The 21,551-nt window shown below is 63.0% G+C and carries 21 protein-coding genes; 10 read left to right on the forward strand and 11 right to left on the reverse strand.

Annotation, left to right across the window (positions count from 1 at the left end; all coding sequences use genetic code 11):
* Positions 1–40: 40 nt before the first annotated feature.
* Both AC0ZT5_RS13370 and AC0ZT5_RS13375 read right to left on the reverse strand, forming a co-directional pair.
* Positions 41–925 carry a DMT family transporter gene (locus tag AC0ZT5_RS13370; protein WP_488496806.1) on the reverse strand — a complete coding sequence of 295 codons (885 nt, stop codon included), beginning with the start codon at positions 923–925 and terminating at the stop codon, positions 41–43.
* A 240-nt stretch (positions 926–1,165) separates the two neighbouring features.
* A complete protein-coding gene (locus AC0ZT5_RS13375) occupies positions 1,166–1,573 on the reverse strand; it encodes a DUF2000 family protein (RefSeq protein WP_488496807.1) in 408 nt (135 codons plus the stop codon).
* Positions 1,574–1,622: 49 nt separating this feature from the next.
* Between AC0ZT5_RS13375 and AC0ZT5_RS13380 the strand changes: the two genes are divergently transcribed.
* Positions 1,623–2,495, forward strand: coding sequence for an AraC family transcriptional regulator (locus tag AC0ZT5_RS13380; RefSeq protein WP_488496808.1), 873 nt, complete (start codon positions 1,623–1,625; stop codon positions 2,493–2,495).
* 22 nt (positions 2,496–2,517) lie between these two features.
* On the opposite strand, the gene AC0ZT5_RS13385 is transcribed toward AC0ZT5_RS13380, so the two are convergent.
* Together AC0ZT5_RS13385 and AC0ZT5_RS13390 are read right to left on the reverse strand one after the other, a co-directional pair.
* The gene (locus tag AC0ZT5_RS13385; RefSeq protein ID WP_488496809.1) at positions 2,518–2,988 is read right to left on the reverse strand and encodes a MarR family winged helix-turn-helix transcriptional regulator; all 471 of its coding nucleotides are present in this window, start codon (positions 2,986–2,988) and stop codon (positions 2,518–2,520) included.
* 216 nt (positions 2,989–3,204) lie between these two features.
* On the reverse strand, positions 3,205–3,945 hold the full coding sequence (locus tag AC0ZT5_RS13390) for an intradiol ring-cleavage dioxygenase (protein ID WP_488496810.1): 741 nt from the start codon (positions 3,943–3,945) through the stop codon (positions 3,205–3,207).
* A gap of 194 nt (positions 3,946–4,139) precedes the next feature.
* Here AC0ZT5_RS13390 and AC0ZT5_RS13395 point away from each other — a divergent pair, with 194 nt between their 5' ends.
* Positions 4,140–5,204: a CobW family GTP-binding protein gene (locus AC0ZT5_RS13395; RefSeq protein WP_488496811.1), complete on the forward strand. Its 1,065-nt coding sequence runs from the start codon at positions 4,140–4,142 to the stop codon at positions 5,202–5,204.
* Between the two features lie 52 nt (positions 5,205–5,256).
* Here the strand turns inward: AC0ZT5_RS13395 and AC0ZT5_RS13400 are convergent, their stop codons facing one another.
* Positions 5,257–5,556: a hypothetical protein gene (locus tag AC0ZT5_RS13400; protein WP_488496812.1), complete on the reverse strand. Its 300-nt coding sequence runs from the start codon at positions 5,554–5,556 to the stop codon at positions 5,257–5,259.
* 60 nt (positions 5,557–5,616) lie between these two features.
* On the opposite strand from AC0ZT5_RS13400, the gene AC0ZT5_RS13405 reads away from it, so the two are divergent.
* Positions 5,617–6,591, forward strand: coding sequence for a WD40 repeat domain-containing protein (locus AC0ZT5_RS13405; protein ID WP_488496813.1), 975 nt, complete (start codon positions 5,617–5,619; stop codon positions 6,589–6,591).
* 14 nt (positions 6,592–6,605) lie between these two features.
* On the opposite strand, the gene AC0ZT5_RS13410 is transcribed toward AC0ZT5_RS13405, so the two are convergent.
* A complete protein-coding gene (locus AC0ZT5_RS13410; RefSeq protein ID WP_488496814.1) occupies positions 6,606–7,058 on the reverse strand; it encodes a hypothetical protein in 453 nt (150 codons plus the stop codon).
* Between the two features lie 159 nt (positions 7,059–7,217).
* On the opposite strand from AC0ZT5_RS13410, the gene AC0ZT5_RS13415 reads away from it, so the two are divergent.
* From AC0ZT5_RS13415 to AC0ZT5_RS13430, 4 genes are all read left to right on the forward strand, one after another.
* Positions 7,218–8,597, forward strand: a complete 1,380-nt coding sequence (locus AC0ZT5_RS13415) for an aspartate aminotransferase family protein (RefSeq protein WP_488496815.1) — start codon at positions 7,218–7,220, stop codon at positions 8,595–8,597.
* A gap of 46 nt (positions 8,598–8,643) precedes the next feature.
* Positions 8,644–10,029, forward strand: coding sequence for a glutamine synthetase family protein (locus AC0ZT5_RS13420; RefSeq protein ID WP_488496816.1), 1,386 nt, complete (start codon positions 8,644–8,646; stop codon positions 10,027–10,029).
* An 88-nt stretch (positions 10,030–10,117) separates the two neighbouring features.
* Entirely contained in the window at positions 10,118–11,353 is a 1,236-nt protein-coding gene (locus tag AC0ZT5_RS13425; protein ID WP_488496817.1) for a putative DNA modification/repair radical SAM protein, read from the forward strand.
* Positions 11,354–11,355: 2 nt separating this feature from the next.
* Positions 11,356–12,819: a UdgX family uracil-DNA binding protein gene (locus AC0ZT5_RS13430; RefSeq protein WP_488496818.1), complete on the forward strand. Its 1,464-nt coding sequence runs from the start codon at positions 11,356–11,358 to the stop codon at positions 12,817–12,819.
* A gap of 2 nt (positions 12,820–12,821) precedes the next feature.
* Here AC0ZT5_RS13430 and AC0ZT5_RS13435 read toward each other — a convergent pair whose 3' ends face one another.
* The 4 genes from AC0ZT5_RS13435 to AC0ZT5_RS13450 all read right to left on the reverse strand — a co-directional run bounded on the left by AC0ZT5_RS13435 (position 12,822) and on the right by AC0ZT5_RS13450 (position 17,209).
* Positions 12,822–14,096, reverse strand: a complete 1,275-nt coding sequence (locus tag AC0ZT5_RS13435; RefSeq protein WP_488496819.1) for a glycerate kinase type-2 family protein — start codon at positions 14,094–14,096, stop codon at positions 12,822–12,824.
* Positions 14,093–14,596, reverse strand: a complete 504-nt coding sequence (locus AC0ZT5_RS13440) for a heme-degrading domain-containing protein (protein ID WP_488496820.1) — start codon at positions 14,594–14,596, stop codon at positions 14,093–14,095. The genes AC0ZT5_RS13435 and AC0ZT5_RS13440 overlap by 4 nt, the downstream gene beginning before the upstream one ends.
* A gap of 80 nt (positions 14,597–14,676) precedes the next feature.
* Positions 14,677–15,990 carry a guanine deaminase gene (gene guaD, locus AC0ZT5_RS13445; protein ID WP_488496821.1) on the reverse strand — a complete coding sequence of 438 codons (1,314 nt, stop codon included), beginning with the start codon at positions 15,988–15,990 and terminating at the stop codon, positions 14,677–14,679.
* 1 nt (position 15,991) lies between these two features.
* Entirely contained in the window at positions 15,992–17,209 is a 1,218-nt protein-coding gene (locus AC0ZT5_RS13450) for a urate hydroxylase PuuD (protein WP_488496822.1), read from the reverse strand.
* A gap of 137 nt (positions 17,210–17,346) precedes the next feature.
* On the opposite strand from AC0ZT5_RS13450, the gene AC0ZT5_RS13455 reads away from it, so the two are divergent.
* From AC0ZT5_RS13455 to AC0ZT5_RS13465, 3 genes are all read left to right on the forward strand, one after another.
* Positions 17,347–18,267 (forward strand): LysR family transcriptional regulator, encoded by a 921-nt coding sequence (locus AC0ZT5_RS13455; RefSeq protein ID WP_488496823.1) that lies wholly within the window; start codon positions 17,347–17,349, stop codon positions 18,265–18,267.
* Positions 18,268–18,371: 104 nt separating this feature from the next.
* Entirely contained in the window at positions 18,372–19,385 is a 1,014-nt protein-coding gene (locus AC0ZT5_RS13460) for an LLM class flavin-dependent oxidoreductase (RefSeq protein ID WP_488496824.1), read from the forward strand.
* Entirely contained in the window at positions 19,382–20,647 is a 1,266-nt protein-coding gene (locus tag AC0ZT5_RS13465) for an LLM class flavin-dependent oxidoreductase (protein WP_488496825.1), read from the forward strand. Before AC0ZT5_RS13460 ends, AC0ZT5_RS13465 begins: the two co-directional genes overlap by 4 nt.
* A 13-nt stretch (positions 20,648–20,660) precedes the next feature.
* On the opposite strand, the gene xdhC is transcribed toward AC0ZT5_RS13465, so the two are convergent.
* Positions 20,661–21,551 (reverse strand): xanthine dehydrogenase accessory protein XdhC, encoded by an 891-nt coding sequence (gene xdhC / locus AC0ZT5_RS13470; protein ID WP_488496826.1) that lies wholly within the window; start codon positions 21,549–21,551, stop codon positions 20,661–20,663.

Below are 21,551 nucleotides of genomic sequence, written 5' to 3' on the forward strand. Positions count from 1 at the left end.
ACAGTTTAAAGCCGGCGTTATGCCATCGATCGGCAGTAAATCAAAGTTTTTTTGCCAACGCCTCCGCTTCGACATCGGAGGCCGCGCGGCTCTGCAGCCGAAGCCGATGCTCGCGATGAACGATGTAGAGGCCGCTGGCGACGATGATGGCGGCGCCGACCAATGTCCAACGGTCGGGAAACTGCTTGAAGACGATCCACCCGGAAATGATCATCCACACCATCTGCGAATAGGGATAGGGCGCCAATGCGGTGGTCGTCGCAAGCCGGTAGGCCTGGACCAGCAGCCAGTGGCCGACGCCGCCGAACACGCCAAGCATGAGCAGGACGAACCAGTGCCAGCCATCATGCGGCAGGGAAAACGAAAACGGCAGCATGGGCAAAAGCAGCACCGCCGGCGCAAGTGCCGAAAACAGGATCAGGCTTTCCGACGTCTCGGTCGCCGACATGCGGCGCGTCATGATGACGTAGAAGCAGTTCGACAGCATCGAGCCGAGCGCGAAGAGATGCCCGATGCCGAAAACGCCGACACCTGGCCGGGTGATGATCAGAACCCCGGCGAAAGCGGCAAGGATCGCCAGCCAGCGCCGCCAGCCGGCCCATTCGCCAAGCAGCGGGCCGGCAAGTGCAGTGATCACCATCGGCCCGAAGAAATAGATCGAGGTGGTTTCTGCCAGTTGCAGGGAGCGTAGTGCCAGGATGTTGAACATGGTCGAGCCGAACAGGAACAGACCGCGCAGGACATGGGCCGGCAGGTTGACCGGGCGAAACCGTACCGGTTGGCGCCAGCCGCGCAATAGCGCGCCGACAAGCACCACATGCACGGCAAAGCGTACCCAGGCCACGATCAGTACGGATACGCCGGCCAGGACGAGATATTTGCTGCTGGTGTCGAGGAAGGTGAAGAAGATGTAGGTGGAAAGCATGCAGAGGATCGCCACCGGGGGCGTTGCGCTTTCTGGATGTCTTTGGGGAGCGCTCACTTGCAGGCCGGATGGGAAGCTGGGCTGGAGCCCACCTTTGCGGGAAATGCCGCTTGCCGGCAAGCCAATTGTCGGCTGCCACCGCGCCAAAGCCGGCTGGCACAACAACAGCGCCCGGCAGGCTTAGTCTTTTGGAGCGAAGGTGCGTCGAAACCTCAATCAGGCCGGCATATTCAGCGCACCCTAGTCGTGCATACGGGCGCCCTTGGTGATCTTGTCGACCACCTTCTTCTCGGCGCGAAGCGCGATACCGACCACCATGGCGTCTTCAGGTGCGAATTCGGCAAAGACTGCACGGTTGGCCGCGTCGTGGCCGGTCGCGAACATCTCCTCGACATAGAGCGAGGTCGTCACGCCACGCTCCAACGTGCGCCGGTGGATTGTGGCCAGCGTCGCCTGGTCGGCGGACAGCACGATGACCGGCTGGATCGACAGCGGATTGTAGGGATTGCCGTCGCGGTCGCGGTAGGGTTCGCCGATGATGTCCGGGAACTGGGCGACGATGCCGCTGGTCAGGAAGGCGGTGACGTTGAGTTTCTGCCAGACCGGCAGATCGTGCCTGAGCACGATTGCAAATTTCGTGTCGAACATGAGACATTGACCATTCGAGCTGTGCCCCAACGCGAGGCTGAAGGAGAAGATGTCGCACGATCTAAACAGCCAGGCCTTCGAGGGTCTTGGACGTTTGTGCGTTGACGCGGCGGAGAACTGCATCATTTCCGCCTCCGACCCTGCCGGCATGGAGCGGATCGAGGCGCGGTTCCATGGCAGCGCCTTCGACCTGCACCGCCACGACACCTATGCGATCGGGGTGACGCTGCATGGCGTGCAGCGGTTTCGCTACCTCGGCGCGACGCGCCACAGCCTGCCTGGCCAGATCATCGTGCTGCATCCCGACGAATTGCATGACGGGGGTGCCGGCACCGAGGACGGATTGCGCTACAGGATGCTCTACCTGGAACCCTCGTTGATGCTCGACTGCCTTGGCGGCGCGTCGTTGCCGTTTGTCAGGGACGGCGTGCTGACGGATGAAGGCTTCTGCACGACGCTGCTTTCGGCGCTGGGGCCGCTGGAGGAGGAACTCGATGAGCTGTTCGTTGCCGACTTCCTAGCCCAGCTGATGCAAAGCCTGACCCGGCATGCCGGACAGCCGGCGAAGCCGATGGCCAGAACGGCATGGCGAGCAGCTACGCTGGCGCGCGACTATCTCACGGAGAGTTTCGGCCGCCCGGTGCTTTCGGGCGAGTTGGAGGCGATCACCGGGCTCGACCGCTATGCCTTGTCACGGCATTTCCGGGCCGCCTTCTGCACCAGCCCGCATCGCTTCCTGGTGATGCGCCGGCTTCAGAGCGCGCGGCGGATGATCGCCGCCGGCGAGCCCCTGGCGCAGATCGCCATTGAGGCCGGCTTCAGCGACCAAAGCCATTTCATCAGGCAATTCAAGAAGGCGTTCGGCATGACGCCGGGGCGCTGGTCCTCGCTGATCCAGGGCGCTGCGGCTGAGGCCGCTTGATTGCTGCGCCGGGATCAGGCGATCAGTCGTCCGTCTCGGCGTCGTCGTCGATCAACACCAATTCCTCGTTCGAGAGGTTGGCCTCGATGCGGGCAAGCAGCTTGAACAGCGCTTTCTGGTCCTTCTTGTCGAGGCCCTTCAGCGCCTGCTTTTCGGTCTTCTTCACCGATTTCTCGATAGCGTGGATGATGTTTCGGCCCGTGTCGGTTAGGAAAATATGTGCCTGGCGAGCATCGGCCGACGAGGCGCGCTTTTCCAGAAAGCCCTGCGCCTGCAGGCGGTTGATGGTCTTGGTGATGGTCGGCGGGCGCACGCCGAGGCGTCCGGCGAGATTGCCCGGCGTCTGGCCGTCTTCACGATCGAGGGCCAGCATGATCTGGTCCTGGCCGGCATAGAAGCCATGCGCCAGAAGCCGCGCAGCGAGCGCGGTTCTTGCCAGCCTTGCCGCCGAATGCAGCCGGCTCATTGTTGCAGTTTTGTCCGCCTTGGCCATGGTCATCCCTCTTCGGCCGTACCGGTGCGGTCAGCATAGACGCAGCCGGCCGGTTGGCAATCGACGATCAAAAAGATTCCGGCGCTCCAAACAGCTTTGCCGGCAAGCATTGCGGTGTCCGCCGTGGCTAATGCCAGATGTTTATTTCAGTTAGATGACAAACGACTTTCCGCGACCGGGGTTTTCGCCGCGGGGCACATGCATGAGGGATGTCGCTCAACCGGGCTTCACCGCGACGATCATCAGCGCCTGGTAGGCATCCTCCACCTCGTGCAGTGCGGCCCGCGACAGCGGTCCGGCCTGCCTGGCGATGCCGTCGCCGGCGTTCGAGGTGTCACGCTTGCCGGGCCGGTCGTTGTACGGCGCGACAGTGGTGAAGATCTGGTCGCTGACGCTGTCGGGGAAGAACAACTGCCCGGTCATCACGGAATTCTCGTCAGGGAAGACCTTGAAATGGATATGGGTGGTGCGGCCGTGATACCAGCCGGGATAGATGGTGGCGAAGGAAACGATGCCGCTTGCATCGGTCTTCTGCCAGCCACGCAGGAACGTCTGGCCCGACGTGTCGACATCACGGCCGTCACCTTGTCCCGGGTAGCCCGAATAGGCACCTTGCGCATCGCAATGCCAGATATCGACGCGGGCGCCGGCAAGCGGGCGGCAGGTCGCGTCGACAACCTGCAGCCTTACGGTGAGGGCAACGCCCTTCTTGCCTTCAGTGACGTCGGCACGTTCGAGTTTCGGGTCGAAATAGAATGGCCCTTCGGTCACCTCGGGTGTGATGGCGCAGACGCCGGCGCCGGATTGGAACAGGGTCAGCCCGGCATAGGACTGGGCGGCGGAAGACTGGGCGGCGATTGCCGCGGCCGGCAGGAAGGCACCACCGCCAGCGGTCACCGAGATCAAGCCGAGGGCCTTGCGCCGGCTCAATGAGAAGGAGAATGGCTTGCCGGACATATCGTGCCTCTCGAATGGCTTCCCGTGTCCAGATCTAGGCTGTGACAGCGGCTCTCGCCAACAAAATTCGGCAATGGCAGCAAGCCGTTTGGCCCATCGGTTTGCCTCGTGCAAAAGCCCGGCACACATCCTATATGGAGCCGACAATCCTTTTTCGAGGCCTTTTTCAAGGCGCAGATTCTTCGAGGCAAGCCATGAGCGACGCACAGACGCAGATCCCCGTAACCGTTCTCACCGGCTATCTCGGCGCCGGCAAGACGACGCTGCTCAACCGCATCCTGTCGGAAAACCACGGCAAGCGTTACGCCGTCATCGTCAATGAGTTTGGCGAAATCGGCATCGACAACGAATTGATCGTGGAATCCGACGAGGAAATCTACGAGATGAACAATGGCTGCGTCTGCTGCACGGTGCGCGGCGACCTGATCCGCGTCGTCGAGGGCCTGATGCGCCGGCCCGGCCGTTTCGACGCCATCGTGGTCGAGACCACCGGCCTCGCCGATCCGGTGCCGGTGGCGCAGACCTTCTTCATGGACGACGACGTGCGCTCCAAGACCAGGCTCGACGCGGTGGTGGCGCTGGTCGATGCCAAGCATCTGCCGCTGCGGCTCAAGGATTCCAGAGAAGCCGAGGACCAGATCGCCTTCGCCGACGTCGTCGTGCTCAACAAGACCGACCTCGTCACCCCCGAAGAGCTCGCCAAGGTCGAAGCGACGATCCGTGCCATCAATCCGGCGGCGAAGATCCATCGCACGACGCGCGCCGGCGTCGCCTTGTCGGAAGTGCTCGACCGCGGCGCCTTCGACCTTTCAAGGGCGCTGGAAAACGATCCGCATTTCCTCGAGGCGCATGACGATCACGATCATCACGACCACGACCATCATGACCATGACGGCCACGATCACCATGATCATGACGGGCATGACCACCATCACGCGCATCCTTCCGACATCCATGACGTGACGGTGCAGTCGGTGTCGCTGCGCGGCGGCGAGATGGACCCGAAGAAGTTCTTCCCGTGGATCGAGAAGATCACCCAGATGGAAGGCCCCAACATCCTGCGCCTGAAGGGCATCATCGCGCTCAAGGGCGATGACGAGCGCTACGTCATCCAGGGCGTGCACATGATCATCGAGGGTGACCACCAGCGCGCCTGGAAAGACGGCGAGAAACATGAGAGTCGGCTGGTCTTCATCGGCCGCGAACTCGACGCAGAGCGGCTGAAGAAGAGTTTTGACGCCTGCCACGCAGCAGCTTGACGCCAAGCAGGGCAGTGTGAAAAAGAAACTATCGGTCTAAAGGCCGATAGCCTTACGCCTTGTTGGCAAACTGCGTGCCGGATGCCCGGCAAATTTCATGACAAAGCGAGTGCGCAGGTCGGACTTGTGCGCCAATTTCGCAACCGAGATAGAATACTATCCTTACGTCATCCAACTTTTTTCGCGAGAGAGAGGACGCTTCTTCCGCCTTGTTGACCTTGCTCCCGAGTTGGCGCGGTCTGGCGAGAATATCGTGGTTTGCTGGGGTTCCCTCGATGGCGATGACGATCAGCGAATCGTCAACTTCATCGACACTTCGGATCTTTGGACGAGGTTCTACGTCGTCATGCATGAAGCCTACCTGGAAACCTACTCACCTCTGTTCGCCAAAAGCAGGAAATTGAACTAGCCCATGCCCACCGTCGCCCCGCTTGATCTCGAAGGCCATTGCATCGCCGCCGTCTTCCTCGGTGACGTGCCGCATTTCGCGCAGGCCGATGGCACCGTCCATCGGCTCGATCATGGCCACAAGACGGTGCAAGCCAATGACGGGCTGCTCGCCGCTTTCCACGATGCGGCCAATGACCGGCTGATCACCGGCGGCGAGGATGGCAAGATTTTTTCTGTCACCGCAGGCGGCAACGTCCAGGAGTTGGCGAGCGCCGGGAAAAAATGGATCACAAGCGTCGCCGCCGGACCGCAGGGCGCCATCGCCTATGCGACGGGCAAGACCGCCTTCGTGCGCTTCGCCGACGGCAAGACCAGGGAATTTGCCCATCCGCGTTCGGTCGAGGGGTTGGCGTTCTCGCCCAAGGGCATGCGCTTCGGCGTTGCCCGCTACAATGGCGCGACGCTGCATTTCCCGGCCACGGAAGGCAAGCCGGCGGAGCTCGAATGGGCCGGCGCCCATACCGGCATCACCTTCTCGCCCGACGGTGCGTTCCTTGTCACCACGATGCAGGAGAACGCCCTGCACGGCTGGAAGCTTGCCGATGGCAAGCACATGCGCATGAGCGGCTATCCCGGCAAGGTCAAAAGCCTGTCGTGGAGCGCGAAAGGCAAGTGGCTGGCGAGCTCCGGTGCGCCGGCGGCGATCGTCTGGCCGTTTTCAGGCAAGGACGGCCCGATGGGCAAGGCGCCGCTGGAACTCGGCACGCGCGGCAACGCCATGGTGACGGCGGTCGCCTGCCATCCGAGCCAGGATGTCGTAGCTGTCGGCTATGATGACGGCATGGTGATGGCGGTACGCTTCTCGGACGCCAAGGAAGTGCTGTTGCGGCGACCGGGCAAGGGCACCATCACCTCGATGATGTGGGACAAGGAAGAGCGCCGCGTCGCCTTCGGCAGCGCGGCCGGCGATTGCGGCGTCATCGACATCACGGCATAATTTCAAAAGACGGATCACTCGGCGCCGCAGGAAACCTTGCCGGTCAGATCGGCGGTCTTGCCATCACCGTCCTTGTCGGCGGTGCTGTCATAGACGGCAAGCGTATACTGCCCGTCATAGATACCTTCATCGCTGGCCTTGGTCAGGATCGTCAGTTCGACGGAACTGAAGGTCTTGGCCACCTCGTGCTCATGATAGATGTTCAGGCGCAACTCCTTGTCGTCGAGCCAGTACTGGGTGAGGTTGGAATCCTCGAACACGGTCTTGCGCAGCTGGTCGTCAGCGGGCCTTGCCTTGATTTCGAGGTCGCCGCGAAAGTTGAAGGTCGGGCCGCCCATGCCTCTGGTGACGCCGGCGCCGACCTCGAATGCGACCGCCGCATCGTCGACGTTGCACCAGATGCCACCGGAGGCGCAGGCCATGTTGGCCGACAAAAGCAACCCCGCCGCGCAGATGATCGTCCGCATTTTTCCCCCGCACCCCAAATTGCCCCCCCCCTTATTGGCCCTGGTTTCGCCAGCAGCGTCAAGCGCTGGCACCAGCGGCTGAGCCAATGCAGGACAGACGCGCGGCCGATTGCGGTCGCGGACATGGATTGGCTAAGAGGGACGACCAGAGGGGTTTTCATGCACAGCGACAGTTCCAGGACGTCCATCGGCGGCATTGATCGCGACCGTATTGCCGACCTGCGCGAGATCGAGGCGGCAGCCTTCCGCAAGGCACGGCCGAAATCGCAGGCGAAGGTCGGCAATGGCCTGCCAGGCTTCTTCGGTGGCGTGCCGATGCACTGGATGAACGACTGGCCGACGCCGTTTCCGATCCTGGTCGACAGCGCCAGGGGCGCCACCATCACCGACATCGACGGCATCAGGCTTGACGATTTCTGTCTTGGCGACACCGGCTCGATGTTCGGCCATTCGCCGCCGCCGGTGGCGCGCGCCATTCGCCGCCAGGCCGGACGGGGCCTGACCTATATGCTGCCCTCCGAAGACGCACTCGCCATCGGCCCATTGCTGCAGCAGCATTTCGGCCTGCCGTTCTGGCAGATCGCGACGACGGCGACCGATGCTAACCGCTTTGCGCTGCGGGTCGCCCGCGCCGTCACCGGACGCAAAAAGATCCTGGTCTTCAACGGCTGCTATCACGGCTCGGTCGACGAGACGATGGTGCGGCTGGTGGATGGTGTTCCGGTCAACCGGCCGGGACTGGCGGGCGAATTCCGCGACCTGACCCGCACGGCGAAGGTGATCGAGTTCAACGATGTCGCCGCACTGGAGGCCGTGCTTAGGGATAAGGATGTCGCCTGCGTCATCGCCGAGCCGGTGCTTACCAATTCCTGCATGGTGCTGGCCGATCCGGGCTTCCATGACGCGTTGCGCAGGCTGACGCGCGAAGCCGGTACACTGCTTCTGATCGACGAGACGCATACGATCTCGACCGGCCAAGGCGGCTACACCAGGAAATACGGGCTGGACCCGGACTTCTTCGTGCTCGGCAAGCCGATCGCCGGCGGTGTGCCGGCCAGTGTTTGGGGCATGAGCGATGGCGTCGCCTCGCGCTATGCCGCCTACAACAGGGAGAAGGAGCCGGGTTATTCCGGCATGGGCACGACGCTCTCGGCCAATCCGCTGCAGTTTGCGGCGATGCGCGCCACGCTCGAAGAGGTAATGACCGAAGACAATTATGCCCGCATGGACGATCTGGCGCGGCGGCTCGACGCCGGGCTGACCGGCGTCATCGACCGTTATCGCCTGCCCTGGCATGTTGCCCGCGTCGGCGCCCGCGTCGAGTTCATCTGCGCGCCCGGCCCGCTGCGGAATGGCGCCGAGGCCGAGACGGCGCATGCGCCGGAGCTGGAAGCCGCCATCCATGTCGCGCTGGTCAATCGCGGCGTGCTGATTGCGCCCTTCCACAACATGATGCTGATCTCGCCGGCGACCACCGGTGCCCAGGTCAGCCGGCTGATCTCCGCCTTCGGCGCGGTTGCGGCAAAGCTTGCGGCATGAGACAAGCGGCTAACAAATGGGCGCGCGAAGAAAAGCCGGACAGATCATGACCTCACCTTCGGGCTCGACGCCCACCGAGGCGCAAGCCTTCCTCGAGGCCCATCCCGAGATCGAAGCCTTCGATATCGTGCTGACCGACGCCAATGGCGTCGGCCGCGGCAAGATCGTGCGCCGGCATGAGCTGAAAAGCATCTTCGAGGGCGGGCGGCACATGCCGATCTCGATCCTCGGCCTCGATATCACCGGCGAGGATGTGCACGAGACCGGGCTGATCTGGACGACCGGTGACGGCGACCTCAGGGCCTGGCCTATCCCCGGCACGCTGGTGCCCCTCTACGGCACAAACCCGCCACGCGGCCAGCTGCTGATGGAGATGTATCACCTCGACGGCCAGCCAATGTCGTCGGATCCTCGCCTGGCGCTGGCACGGCAAGTGGGGATCCTGGCCGCCAAGGGTCTTTATCCCGCCGGCGCCTTCGAGTTGGAATTTTTTCTCCTGGCCAACGAGCGCGATGCCGACGGCAAGGTGCAGCCGGCGCGCGCCGTGCTCGACGGCCGCGTTTCGGGCAAGACGGAAGTCTATTCAGTCGATCACCTGCACGGCATGGAGCCGCTGTTCTCCGACATCTACGCGGCCGCCAAGGCACAAGGCATTCCGGCCGAGACGGTGATTTCCGAATATGCGCCTGGCCAGTACGAATTGACGCTGAACTACCGCAAGGACGTGACGCGGGCGGCCGACGACCTGGTCATGCTGAAGCGGCTGGTGCGGGCACAGGCGCGCCGACACGGCGTCACCGCTTGCTTCATGGCCAAGCCGATCGAAAAATATGCCGGCTCGGGCATGCATTTCCACGTCTCGCTGCAGGACAGAGCGGGCCGAAACGTCTTTGCCGAAGCCGGCGGCGAGAGCTGGTCGCTGCCCCTGCTGCGCGGCCTCGGCGGCCTGATCCAGACGATGGCCGAATCGATGCTGGTGTTTGCGCCGCATGCCAATTCCTGGCGGCGTTTCGTCTCGCAATCCTATGCGCCGGTGGCGCCGACCTGGGGCGTCAACAACCGCTCGGTGGCGCTGCGCGTGCCGGCGGGAGACGCGAAGAACCGGCGCATCGAGCATCGGCCATCGGGCGTCGACGCCAACCCCTACCTGATCGCCGCGACCGTGCTCGCCGCCATCATCAAAGGGCTCGACGAAGGGCTCGATCCCGGCCCGGAAACCACCGGCAACGGTTATGAGGCAGCGGTGACGCGCACGACGATGCCGGTCGACTGGCGCGCCGCCATCGAGGCTGCCAGGGCATCCAGCTTCCTGAAAGGCGCGCTCGGCGAAGACCTGCACCGCACCTTCGTGGCGATCAAGCAATCCGAGTACCTGCGCGTGGCGCGCACGGTGAGCGAACTGGATTATCATCTCTACCTGCACGAGGTCTGAGAGCTCTGTGATCATTCGGTGAATCACTTTTTCGCCGCCTGCATCAAATGAGGTGGCGTGTTCGCGCTCGAGAACATATCATGAACATATGAGCGCACTTACCGTCCGCGAAAAGCTAGCGATCCTGTCCGATGCCGCCAAGTACGACGCCTCCTGCGCCTCATCCGGTGCGGCGAAAAAGGATTCACTGAAATCCGGCGGGATCGGCTCCACCGAAGGCATGGGCATCTGCCATTCCTATGCGCCGGATGGGCGCTGCATTTCGCTGCTGAAAATCCTGCTGACCAATTTCTGCATCTACGATTGCAGCTATTGCATCAACCGCTCGTCGTCGAATGTGCGGCGCGCCCGTTTCACCGTTGACGAGGTGGTGAAGCTGACCATGGATTTCTACCGGCGCAACTACATCGAGGGCCTTTTCCTGTCCTCAGGCGTCATCCGCTCGCCCGACGAGACGATGGGCGAGATGGTCGAGGTGGCGCGAAGGCTGCGGCTGGAAGAGAAGTTCTCCGGCTATATCCATTTGAAGACCATTCCGGAAAGTTCAGCGGAACTGGTCGAGAAAGCAGGCCTCTACGCCGACCGGTTGTCGATCAATGTCGAGCTGCCCACCGACGAAGGCGTGAAGAGACTGGCGCCGGAAAAGAAGCCGGAAACGATCCGGCTTTCCATGGCCAGGCTGCGTCAGAAGATGGAGGAAAAGGCCGAGCCGACGCTGAGGACCAAAAAGCGCGAACGCTTCGCGCCGGGTGGGCAGTCGACGCAGATGATCGTGGGCGCCGACAAGACCTCCGATGACGGCATCCTTCACGCCAGCGCGCGGCTCTATGGCAGTTACCATCTGAGGCGCGTCTACTATTCCGCGTTCAGCCCGATCCCGGATTCGTCGTCGTCCCTGCCCTTGCAGAAACCGCCGCTGATGCGCGAACACCGGCTCTACCAGGCCGACTGGCTGATGCGGTTTTACGGATTTTCGCAGCCGGAGATCCTGGCCGGCAGCAGCGACGGCATGCTCGACCTCGCCATCGATCCGAAACTGGCGTGGGCGCTGCGCAACCGGGGACGGTTCCCCGTCGATATCAACCGCGCTGATCGAGAGGCACTGTTGCGCGTGCCCGGTCTCGGCACCAAGGTGATCGCTAAGATCCTGGAGACCCGCCGACACCGGCGGCTGCGGCTGGAAGATATCGGCCGTCTCTGCCAGTCGATCGCCAAGCTCAGGCCTTTCATCGTCGCCGAAGGCTGGTCGCCGGGCGCGCTCACCGACAAAGCCGGTTTGCGCGGCAAGATCGTGCGTTCCTGCGAACAACTGTCCCTGTTTTGACCATGCGGCCGGCGCAGCTCGATCTTGGCAGATATACGGTGCGGCTCGACGCCGAGACCGATTTTTCCGGCTGGCGCGACGCGGCGCGCCGGCTGGCCCTGAATGAGGTCAGGCCCGATGACATCAGCTGGCATGTCGAGCCGGGCTCCAATCAAACCGATTTGCCGGCCGTGCCGGCGGGCGTGCAACTCGTGGTCCCGAGCGACTTCGTCGAGCATGCCGAAATCGTCCTCTGCCATTCGGACCCCGGCCGGTTCGCTTTTCTCTACCGGTTGCTCTGGCGATTGCGCACGGAGCCGAAGCTGCTGGCGATTGCATCGGATCCAGACATCAGGCGTCTCGACACCATGGAGAAAGCGGTGCGGCGCGACATCCACAAGATGCGCGCCTTTGTACGCTTCCGGAAGATCGGCGATGGCGATGAGGAGCGTTATGTCGCCTGGTTCGAGCCGGATCATTTTATCGTCGAGCGCAACGCAGCTTTCTTCGTCAGGCGCTTCACCGGCATGCGCTGGACCATTTTGACGCCGCATGCCTCCGCCGACTGGGATGGCGAGAGGCTGGCGATCGGGCCTGGCGCCATCAAGGGCGATGCCCCGGCGCAGGACGATACCGAAGCCCTATGGCGCACCTATTTCGAGAACATCTTCAATCCGGCGCGGCTGAAGGTGAAAGCCATGCAGAAGGAGATGCCGAAGAAATATTGGCGGAACCTTCCCGAGGCCTCGCTCATTCCGGAACTGATCGCAGGAGCGGACAAGGCCGCCAAGGACATGATTGCCAGAATGCCGACGACGCCCGCGCCGCACCACGCCAAGCTGCAGGCAAAGCATTGGTCGAAGAATGAGCCGGCTGAAGCCCTGGAAGAGCAGGCCGCCAACACCATTTCCGAATTGCGGGAGGCGGCAAAAGGTTGCCGGCGCTGCCCGCTCTGGCGCGACGCCACGCAGACCGTGTTCGGCGAAGGGCCTGACGGCGCCAAGGTGATCTTCGTCGGCGAACAGCCTGGCGACCAGGAGGATCTGGCCGGCAAACCTTTCGTCGGTCCGGCGGGCAAGGTCTTCGATGCCATCCTCGACGACGCGGGGGTTGACCGCCAGAAGGTCTACGTCACCAATGCAGTCAAGCACTTCAAGTTCGAGCCGCGCGGCAAGCGGCGCATCCATTCCAAACCGAATGCCGGCGAGGTTCAGGCCTGCCGCTGGTGGATCGACAAGGAGTTCGAGCTGATCAAGCCGCATCTGGCCGTGGCACTCGGCGCAACGGCGGCGATGTCGCTGCTGGGCAAGGCGATCCCGGTGACGAAGATGCGCGGCCAGGTGATCGAACGCGAGGACGGCTTGCGTGTCTTCATCACCATCCACCCCTCCTTTATCCTGCGCATCCAAGAGCCCGCGGACAAGGAAGCTGAACGCCAGCGGTTCCTGCAAGACATGAAGCAGGTGAAGCGGCTGATGGCCGCTTGAGGTTACCGGATCAGAATTGCCCGCAGGTCGTTGACATTCGTGCCAGTCGGGCCGGGTACGAATAGATCGCCTATCGCATTGAAGGCCGTCCAGGCATTGTTGCCGGCCAGCATCGCCTTGGCATCGACGCCGGCCGCGCGCATGCGCGACACGGTCGAACCGTCGGCGAAGGCCCCGGCATTGTTTTCCGAACCGTCAATGCCGTCGGTGTCAGCGGCCAGGGCGTGAATGCCTTGCGCGCCGTTGATGCCGATGGCGAAGGCGAGCAGGAATTCCGAATTGCGGCCACCCTTGCCCCTTATGCCATTGATTGGGGCGCGGAGCGTCACCGTGGTTTCGCCGCCGGACAGGATCAGCACCGGCTTGCGGAACGGCCGGTTGCGCGTCGCCACTTCGCGCGCGATGGCCGCATGGACGCCGCCGACCTCGTGTGCCTCGCCTTCGATGGCATCGGATAGGATGACGGCTTCGACGCCTTGCCGTTTCGCTTCAGCAGCCGCTGCTTCGAGCGAGACCCCGGCCGAGGCGATCAAATGTACCTCGTTGCGTGAAAAGCGCGGATCGTCGGGGTTTGGTGCATCGGCGGCAGGCGTGTTGATATGTGCCATCACCGCTGCCGGCAGTTTCATCCCATAGGCTGCGATCGACGCCAGCGCGTCTTGACGGCTACCGTTATCCGGGACGGTCGGACCGGAGGCGACCAAGGCGGGATTGTCGCCGGGAATGTCGGAAACGACCAGGGACACCACCTTGGCCGGCCAGGCGGCGGCAGCCAGCCGTCCACCCTTGATGGTGGAAAGATGTTTGCGGATGGTGTTCATCGCCGCGATCGGCGCACCAGACGCGAGCAGCGCCTCGTTGACGGCAATCTCGTCGGCCAGCGTCAGGCTGCCGGCCGGCGATGGCAAGAGCGCCGAACCCCCGCCGGAAATCAGCGCCACGACCAGATCATCCGCTGACAGCCCTCGGACCTTGGCAAGCAGGCGTTGCGAGGCCTCCAGGCCCGCGGCGTCCGGCACCGGATGCGCCGCCTCGATGATCTCGATGCGCTCGCATGTCGCGCCATAGCCGTAGCGGGTGACGACCAGCCCGTCGATCGGCCCGTCCCAGACCTTCTCGAAGGCCGCCGCCATCTGCGCGGAGCCTTTTCCCGCGCCAATGACGATGGTGCGGCCCTTGGGCTTCGCCGGCAAATGATCCCTGATGGTTCTTTCGGGATCCGCGGCGGCGACGGCGGCGTTGAAGATGGAGGTCAGAAAGGTCTTCGGATCGTTCATTTTTCTTCCGGCGGCAGCGCGAGTTCGCGCCCATTGATGCCCAAATGGTTGCATAGCGCCTCGACCACGACGCCATGATCCTGGCGCTCCGGCAGGCCGGAGACGGCGATCACACCGATCACGCCGGCGCCCTTGACCGTGACCGGGAAACCCCCGCCGGCCAGCACATAATCGGCAATATCCAGGCCTTCGCCGATCTTGAAGGTGCGATCGGGGCGCTGCTGTTCCAGCACCATGCGGTAGGTGCTTTTTAGGAACCGCTTGACCACATTGATCTTGCGCCGTGCCCAGTCGGGATTGGAGGCGTTCGAACCTGGCATCGCGGCATAGAATAGCGGCCGGTCGAAAGTCCGGATGTCGACGATAACAGGCAGGTTCTCGGCCAAGGCTCGATCACGGATGGCCGAGCCGATCTTGAAGGCCACGGCCTCATCGAAGGCAGGAAAGACAAGAACGTCTTCCTGTCTCTTGATCAGAGCGATGTCTTCGGCAACGGCCATATCGTTCCCCTGTCAACTTCGCCGCACGCTTTGACCGATGGCTGCCGCCGGGTCAAGCAAGGAAACACATAGGAGCGTGCCTAAATCGCCATGTCGGATTTGGCAGCCCGCCCTGCCACATAGACCTCGCGCACGGCGCGATCGTCACCCAGCGTCTGCAAGAGAAACAATTCCTGTGCCAACGTCTCGACCGTTTCCATCCTGAGCCGCATCGCCGGTGTAGCCCTGGCATCGAGCACGACGATGTCGGCGTCGCTGCCTTCATCCAGCGTGCCGGCCTTTTCCGCCACCGATAGAGCTTCGGCATTGCCGCGCGTCATCTGCCAGAAGGACTGGAAGGGATTGAGCTTCTCGCCATTCAGCGCGATCACCTTGTAGCCTTCGTCCATAGTGCGCAGCATGGAATAGTTGGTGCCGCCGCCGACATCGGTAGCGGCGGCGATCCGGATCGGCTTGTCGCGGCGGCGGAAGCGCTGATAGCCGAAAAGGCCAGAGCCGAGGAACAGGTTCGAGGTCGGGCAGAAAACCGCGACCGAGCCGCTGTCCGACAGCGCATCCGCCTCACGGTCCGACAGATGGATGCAATGACCGAAAAGGCTCTTTTTTCCCAACAGCCCGTAATGCTCGTAGACGTCGGTGTAGTCGCGCGACCACGGATAGAGTTCCTGGGTGAAGGAGATTTCGGCGTGGTTTTCCGACAGATGCGTCTGCATGTGCAGGTCGGGGTGCTCCCGGCACAGCGCGCCGGCCATCTCCATCTGTTCCGGTGACGAGGTGATGGCAAAGCGCGGTGTGATCGCATAGTGCTGGCGGCCCTTGCCGTGCCATTGCGCGATCAGGGCCTTGCTGTCGTCGTAGCCGGATTGCGGCGTGTCGAGCACGCCGTCGGGCGCATTGCGGTCCATCATCACCTTGCCGGCGATGTTGAGCATGTTGCGGTCATGCGATTCGGCAAAGAAGGCCTCGGCGGATGCCTTGTGCACCGAGCAGTAGGCGGCCACCGTCGTGGTGCCGTGGCGCACCATCTCGTCGAGGAACAGCCGTGCAATGCGGCGGCCATGCTGCGCATTGGCGAATTTTGTCTCTTCCGGGAAGGTATAGGTGTTCAACCAGTCGAGCAGTTCGGCGCCATAGGAGGCGATGATCTGCATCTGCGGGAAATGCACATGCGCGTCGATGAAGCCCGGCAGCAGCAGGTGCGGCCGATGGTCTATTTTTTTTGCTCCCTCGCCGGCCTGTTTCTCGACGTCTGCATAGGCACCGGCGGCGACGATCCGGCCGTCGCGGATCAGCAGGCCACCATCCTCCTCGTAGCGCCAGGCGGAATGGTCATCGATGGTTTGCGGCCAGCGCACGAAGGACAGCGTGCGGCCGCGCAGAAGTGTCGAGGTCATGCTATTTCCCTGCGCCTTCGAACCAGGCCACCAGCAGCGCCCGTTCCTTGTCGGTGATCTGCGAGACGTTGGCCGGCGGCATGGCGTGGCTGCGACCGGCCTGCAGATAGATCTCGCGGGCATGGTTGGCGATGTCGGCGTCGGTGTCGAGCATCACCCCCTTGGGCGCGTGGTAGATACCCTCATAGACCGGCTCCGCCGCGTGGCACATCGAGCAGCGGCCGAGCACCGTGTCGCGCACGGCCGGGAAATGCGCTGATGCCACATAGACCTGCGCCGCGGCGGAAGTCTTGGGTTCGCCGGTCAGCACCTTCGGCGCGGTCGACAGCCAGATGATGATGATGAACAGCACAAGGGCTCCCAGCCAGGTCCAGGTCGGGTTGCCCTTGCGTGCATGGACGCTGTTGAAATAGTGCCGGATCAGCACGCCGATGATGAACACCAGCGAGGCGATGACCCAGTTGAACTGCGTGCCAAACGCCAGCGGATAGTGGTTCGACAGCATCAGGAACAGCACGGGCAGCGTCAGGTAGTTGTTGTGCAGCGAGCGCTGCTTGGCGATCTTGCCGTATTTCGGATCGGGTTTGCGGCCGGCGATCAGGTCGGCAACGACGATCTTCTGGTTGGGGATGATGACCATGAAGACGTTGGCCGACATGATCGTCGCGGTGATGGCGCCCAGATGCAGGAAGGCGGCGCGTCCGGTGAACAGATGGGTGAGCCCCCAGGCGATGAACACCAGCACACAGTAGAGCACTAGCATCAGGCCGGTGTCGCTTTTTCCCAGCGGCGAGCGGCACAAAAGATCATAGACCACCCAGCCGACGCCGATCGTCGCCAGCGACAGCAAGATGCCAACCGGCACCGACATCGGCAGCACGTTGGGATCGATCAGGAACAGATCGGCTCCGGCATAATAGACCACGCACAGCATCGCAAAACCGGACAGCCAGGTGGCGTAGGATTCCCATTTGAACCAGGTCAGGTGCTCAGGCATCTCGGCCGGCGCCACCAGATATTTCTGGATGTGGTAGAAACCGCCGCCATGCACCTGCCATTCCTCGCCGAAGGCGCCGACAGGCATGCCCGGACGCTGCCGCAGGCCGAGATCGAGCGCCACGAAGTAGAAAGACGAGCCGATCCAGGCGATGCCGGTGATGACATGCAGCCAACGCACGGCGAAGCTCAGCCAGTCCCAGAAAATCGCGAAATCCATCATTGAGGTCGTCCCTGCCGATAGGGTGACTTTACGGGCTGGGGCGCAAACGGAAAGAGGCGAGGTGCGCGATGACTTTCAAAAAAAAATGGAAAATACTAGGGTTGCTAGACGCAGCCGCATGAGAGCCACGAAACCGCATGGCCTATCTCGACAACATCGCCGTCTTCGTTCGCGTCGTCGAACTCGGCAATCTGTCGGCGGCAGGCCGCGACATGCGCATTTCGCCGGCGGTCGCCTCCAACCGCATCAAGGAGCTGGAGAAGCATCTGGGCGTGCGGCTGTTCAACCGCACCACACGGCAATTGATGCCGACCGAGCATGGTACGGTGTTCTATTCGGGCGCCAAGCAGGTGCTGGAGGCGATCACCGAAGCGGAAGCCGCCGTTTCGGCACTGTCCGGACAACCGCGCGGCACCATCCGCGTCACGGCACCGCTCGGCCTCGGCCGCCGGCTGGTGGCCTCTGGCATCCCCGATTTCCACGACAAATATCCCGACATCGAAGTACGGCTGAGGCTCTCGGACCACAATGTCGATATCATGAAGGAAGGCATCGACGTCGCCTTCCGGCTCGGCATCATCGAGGATTCCAGCCTCAGGATGCGCGGCATCATGGAATGCGAACGCGTGCTGGTGGCAGCGCCGAAATATCTGGAGGCGCGCGGCGAACCCGTTGAGCCGCAGGAACTGATCGGCAAGAAGCACGACTGCCTGATGCTGCGCTATTCCGGCGCGCGCGAATATGTGTGGACGTTGCAGACCCCTACCGGCCCGCAGAAATTCGAGGTGCACGGGCCCTACGACACCGACGATGGCGACGTGCTGACCGGCTGGGCGCTGTCCGGCCGCGGCATCATCAACAAGCCGCGCTTCGAGGTCGAGCCGTTCATCCGCGACCAACGGCTGAAGGTGATCCTGAGCAGCACGCCGCCAACGCCGGTGCAGTTCGCTGCCGTTTATCCGCACAAGAAGCTGCAGGATCCCAAGGTGCGGCTGCTGCTCGACTTCATGGCCGAGCGCTGCCAGCGGCTGATCAAGGATCTTCTTGCCGGCAAGTAAAGGCTGGCTGGCAAGTGACCGGCCGTTGGCCCAGCGCCAGCGGTTGCCATCGCTGGACGTGACGAACATAGTTCCGATGGTATTTCGCCTTGCAGGGACCATCGATGGACGACGGCGCCACAATGCATCTTGCCGTTTCGCCGTTTCCGGGAATCGCCGAGCCATCACCAGCACCCGACACAGACTTCAGCCTTCTGGCGCGGTTTGTGCAAAGTGCAGAAGCGGCCGGGCTGGACATGGTGATTTTCGCCGATTCCGCGCCGGCTCCCGGCAGCGATGCCGCGACGCTGCCCTTCGAATCGACGACCTTGCTGGCAGCCCTTGCGACGGTAACGAGCAGGATCGGCCTGGTCGCCGCGGCCTCGACGGTCGCCCACCAGCCCTACAATCTGGCCCGCCGCTTTGCTTCGCTGGACATCATCAGCCATGGCCGCACCGGCTGGAACGCGACCATGGCGCAGGCGCCACGTGAAGCAGCCAATTTCAGCCGGCCGGACGGATTTTCCAGCGACGATTTTCACCGCCGCACTGAGGAATATATCGGCATCGTTCAGGACTTGTGGCAAGGCTGGGACGCGGATGCGCTGCTGTTCGACAAGAGCGGGGGACGCTTCCACGATCCCGAAAGGATGCATCTGCTCGACCACAAGGGCGAATTCTTTTCGGTGCGCGGGCCGCTGAACGTCGCGCGATCGCCACAGGACAGACCTGTGCTGATGCTGTCCGGCCTGTCGGTATCCGACATGGATATTGCCGCCCGCAGTGGCGATGTCGTCCTGCTGGACAACGAACCGATCGAGAGCGCGAAAACACGTTATGACGATCTGAAGCGGCTTGTTGCCGCCTGCGGACGCGACCCGGGCGCCGTGAAGGTGCTGATGAATGTCTCGCCGGTCACGAATGATAAGCCGGCCATCATCGCCGACAGGCTGGAAGACCTGTTCCGGGCGAAAAGCTGCGACGGGTTCAATATGCTGATGCCGGCGCAGCTTTCGGCACTCGACGATTTTGTCGATCTGGTTTTGCCGGCGCTGCGGCGGCGCGGCCTGTTTCGAGAAAGCTACCGTGGCGCGACGTTACGCTCGCATCTCGGACTTGCTGGCGGAGGTGATCAATGACCGCCGCGTCCCCTCAAATGAAGCTCGGTGCCTTCCTGTGGGCGACGGGCCACCATATCGCCGCCTGGCGCCATCCCAAGGCGCATGTGACGGCCGGCATCGACATCGACCATTACATCCAGCTGGCGCGCACCGCGGAGGCGGCGAAGTTCGACATGATCTTCTGCGAGGACGCCGCTGGCTTGCGAGAGGCCAATGTCGCCATTGCCAGCCAGACCTCGCGCTCGATCGGCTTCGAGCCGATCAGCCTGCTTTCGGCGCTGGCCGTGCAGACCAGTCGCATCGGCCTCGTCTCGACGGCGTCGACAAGCTACAACGAGCCCTATGGGCTGGCCCGGACCTTCTTGTCGCTCGACCATCTGAGCGGCGGCCGTGCCGGCTGGAACCTGGTGACATCAGCCAGCCCCATCGAGGCCGCCAATTTCGGTTCGACCGGATTGCGTCCACATGCCGACCGTTATGAGCGGGCGCGTGAGTTCGCAGAGGTGGTCACCGGGCTTTGGCGCGGCAAGTTCGATGAGGCTTCCGGTCATGAAGGCCAGAGCTTTTCCGTGCGCGATGCGCTCGACTTGCCGCGTTCGCCGCAGGGCGCACCGGTGATGGTTCAGGCCGGCGCTTCGGATGTCGGACGCGACCTTGCCGCCCGCACCGCCGATGTCGTCTTCACGGCGGCGCAGACTTTGGAGGAAGCGAAAGCCTTCTACGACGATCTCAAGGGGCGTCTGGCGGCCTATGGGCGCGAGCCGGACGACATCAAGATCATGCCCGGCGTCGCGCCCGTAGTGGCTGAAACCGCGACGCAAGCCCAGGAAAAATACGAGGAATTGCAGGAGCTCATCCCCGACGATGTCGGCGTTGCGCTGCTGTCCAGCTATCTCAGCATCGCCGATCTCTGGCGCTATCCGATCGATGGGCCGCTGCCCGAGCTGCCGCCCAGCGAAGGCATGCAGAGCCGGCAAGCGCTGGTCATCGAGCAATCGCGCCGCGACAACCTCTCCATCCGCCAGTTGGCGCGGCATTTCGCCGGCGCCCGCGGCCATTGGCGCATCGTCGGAACGGCGGCCGAGATCGCCGACGAGCTGCAGGCGCGGTTCGAGGGAGGTGCTGCCGACGGCTTCAACGTCATGCCCTCATATTTCCCCGGCGAACTCGATGCCTTTGCGACACTGGTCGTGCCGGAACTGCAGAGGCGTGGCCTTTTTCGCAAGGATTATGAAGGCCGCACGCTGCGCGACCATCTGGGCTTGAAGCGGCCGATGTAGCTGCGATGTAAGATTAGCCGGCTAACACCCTGTCGCTGGACCTGACGACCGGCGTTTGACGCTGCGCGCTGTGAATGACCATCGCGGTCATGATTTCTGCGGCCGCGAGTGCGGCGATGACAGGCGGGCGCTTGTCCTTTACGGCATCGCCGCCGATCGGCGAGACGAGGCGGGCAAACTCGGCCTCGCTGCCGTCCGCCGATTTCAGGAACCAGTTCTTGAACGTCGCTTTCTTGGTCTTCGAGCCGATCATGCCGACATAGGCGGTATCGTTGCGCTTCAGCGCTTCGGCGACGATCAGGAAATCAAGCGCGTGGTCGTGGGTGAGGATGGCGAAAGCGGTGCCAGCCGGAGCATCGCGCACCATCGCTTCGGGCATCGGTGTCAACCGGATCTCGACGGTTTCCGGCATGCCTTCGAGCGCCTCGGGCCGCGTCTCGATGACGACGGCGTGCACCGGGAGAAGGGCCACCGCGGAGGCCAGCGCCTGGCCGACATGGCCGCCGCCGAAGATATAGATATAAGGCAGTTCAGCGTCTTCGGCTTCAGCCGCCGCGACCAGCTCGGCTGCCAGCCCTGCGTCGACGAGCCGGATCAGCACTTCGACGCGCCCGCCGCAGCATTGGCCGATCTCGGGGCCGAGCGGTACATTGAGGGTCGCGCAGACCTCGTCGACCTCGATGCGGGCATCCCTTGAGGGGGAGACAAGCATCTGCCGCGCCTTGTCGATAGCCATGTATTCGAGCTGGCCGCCACCGATCGTGCCGAAGATCGCCGCCCGCGAGACGAGCATAAAAGCGCCCTTCTCGCGTGGCGTCGAGCCTTTGGTGCCCGCCACTTCGACCAGGGCGACCCGGCCGGCGCTGGCGAGAAAGGCTTTCAGGCTTTGCACTCTCGAGTTCAT

The sequence above is a fragment of the Mesorhizobium sp. CNPSo 4670 genome (genome assembly GCF_057784235.1).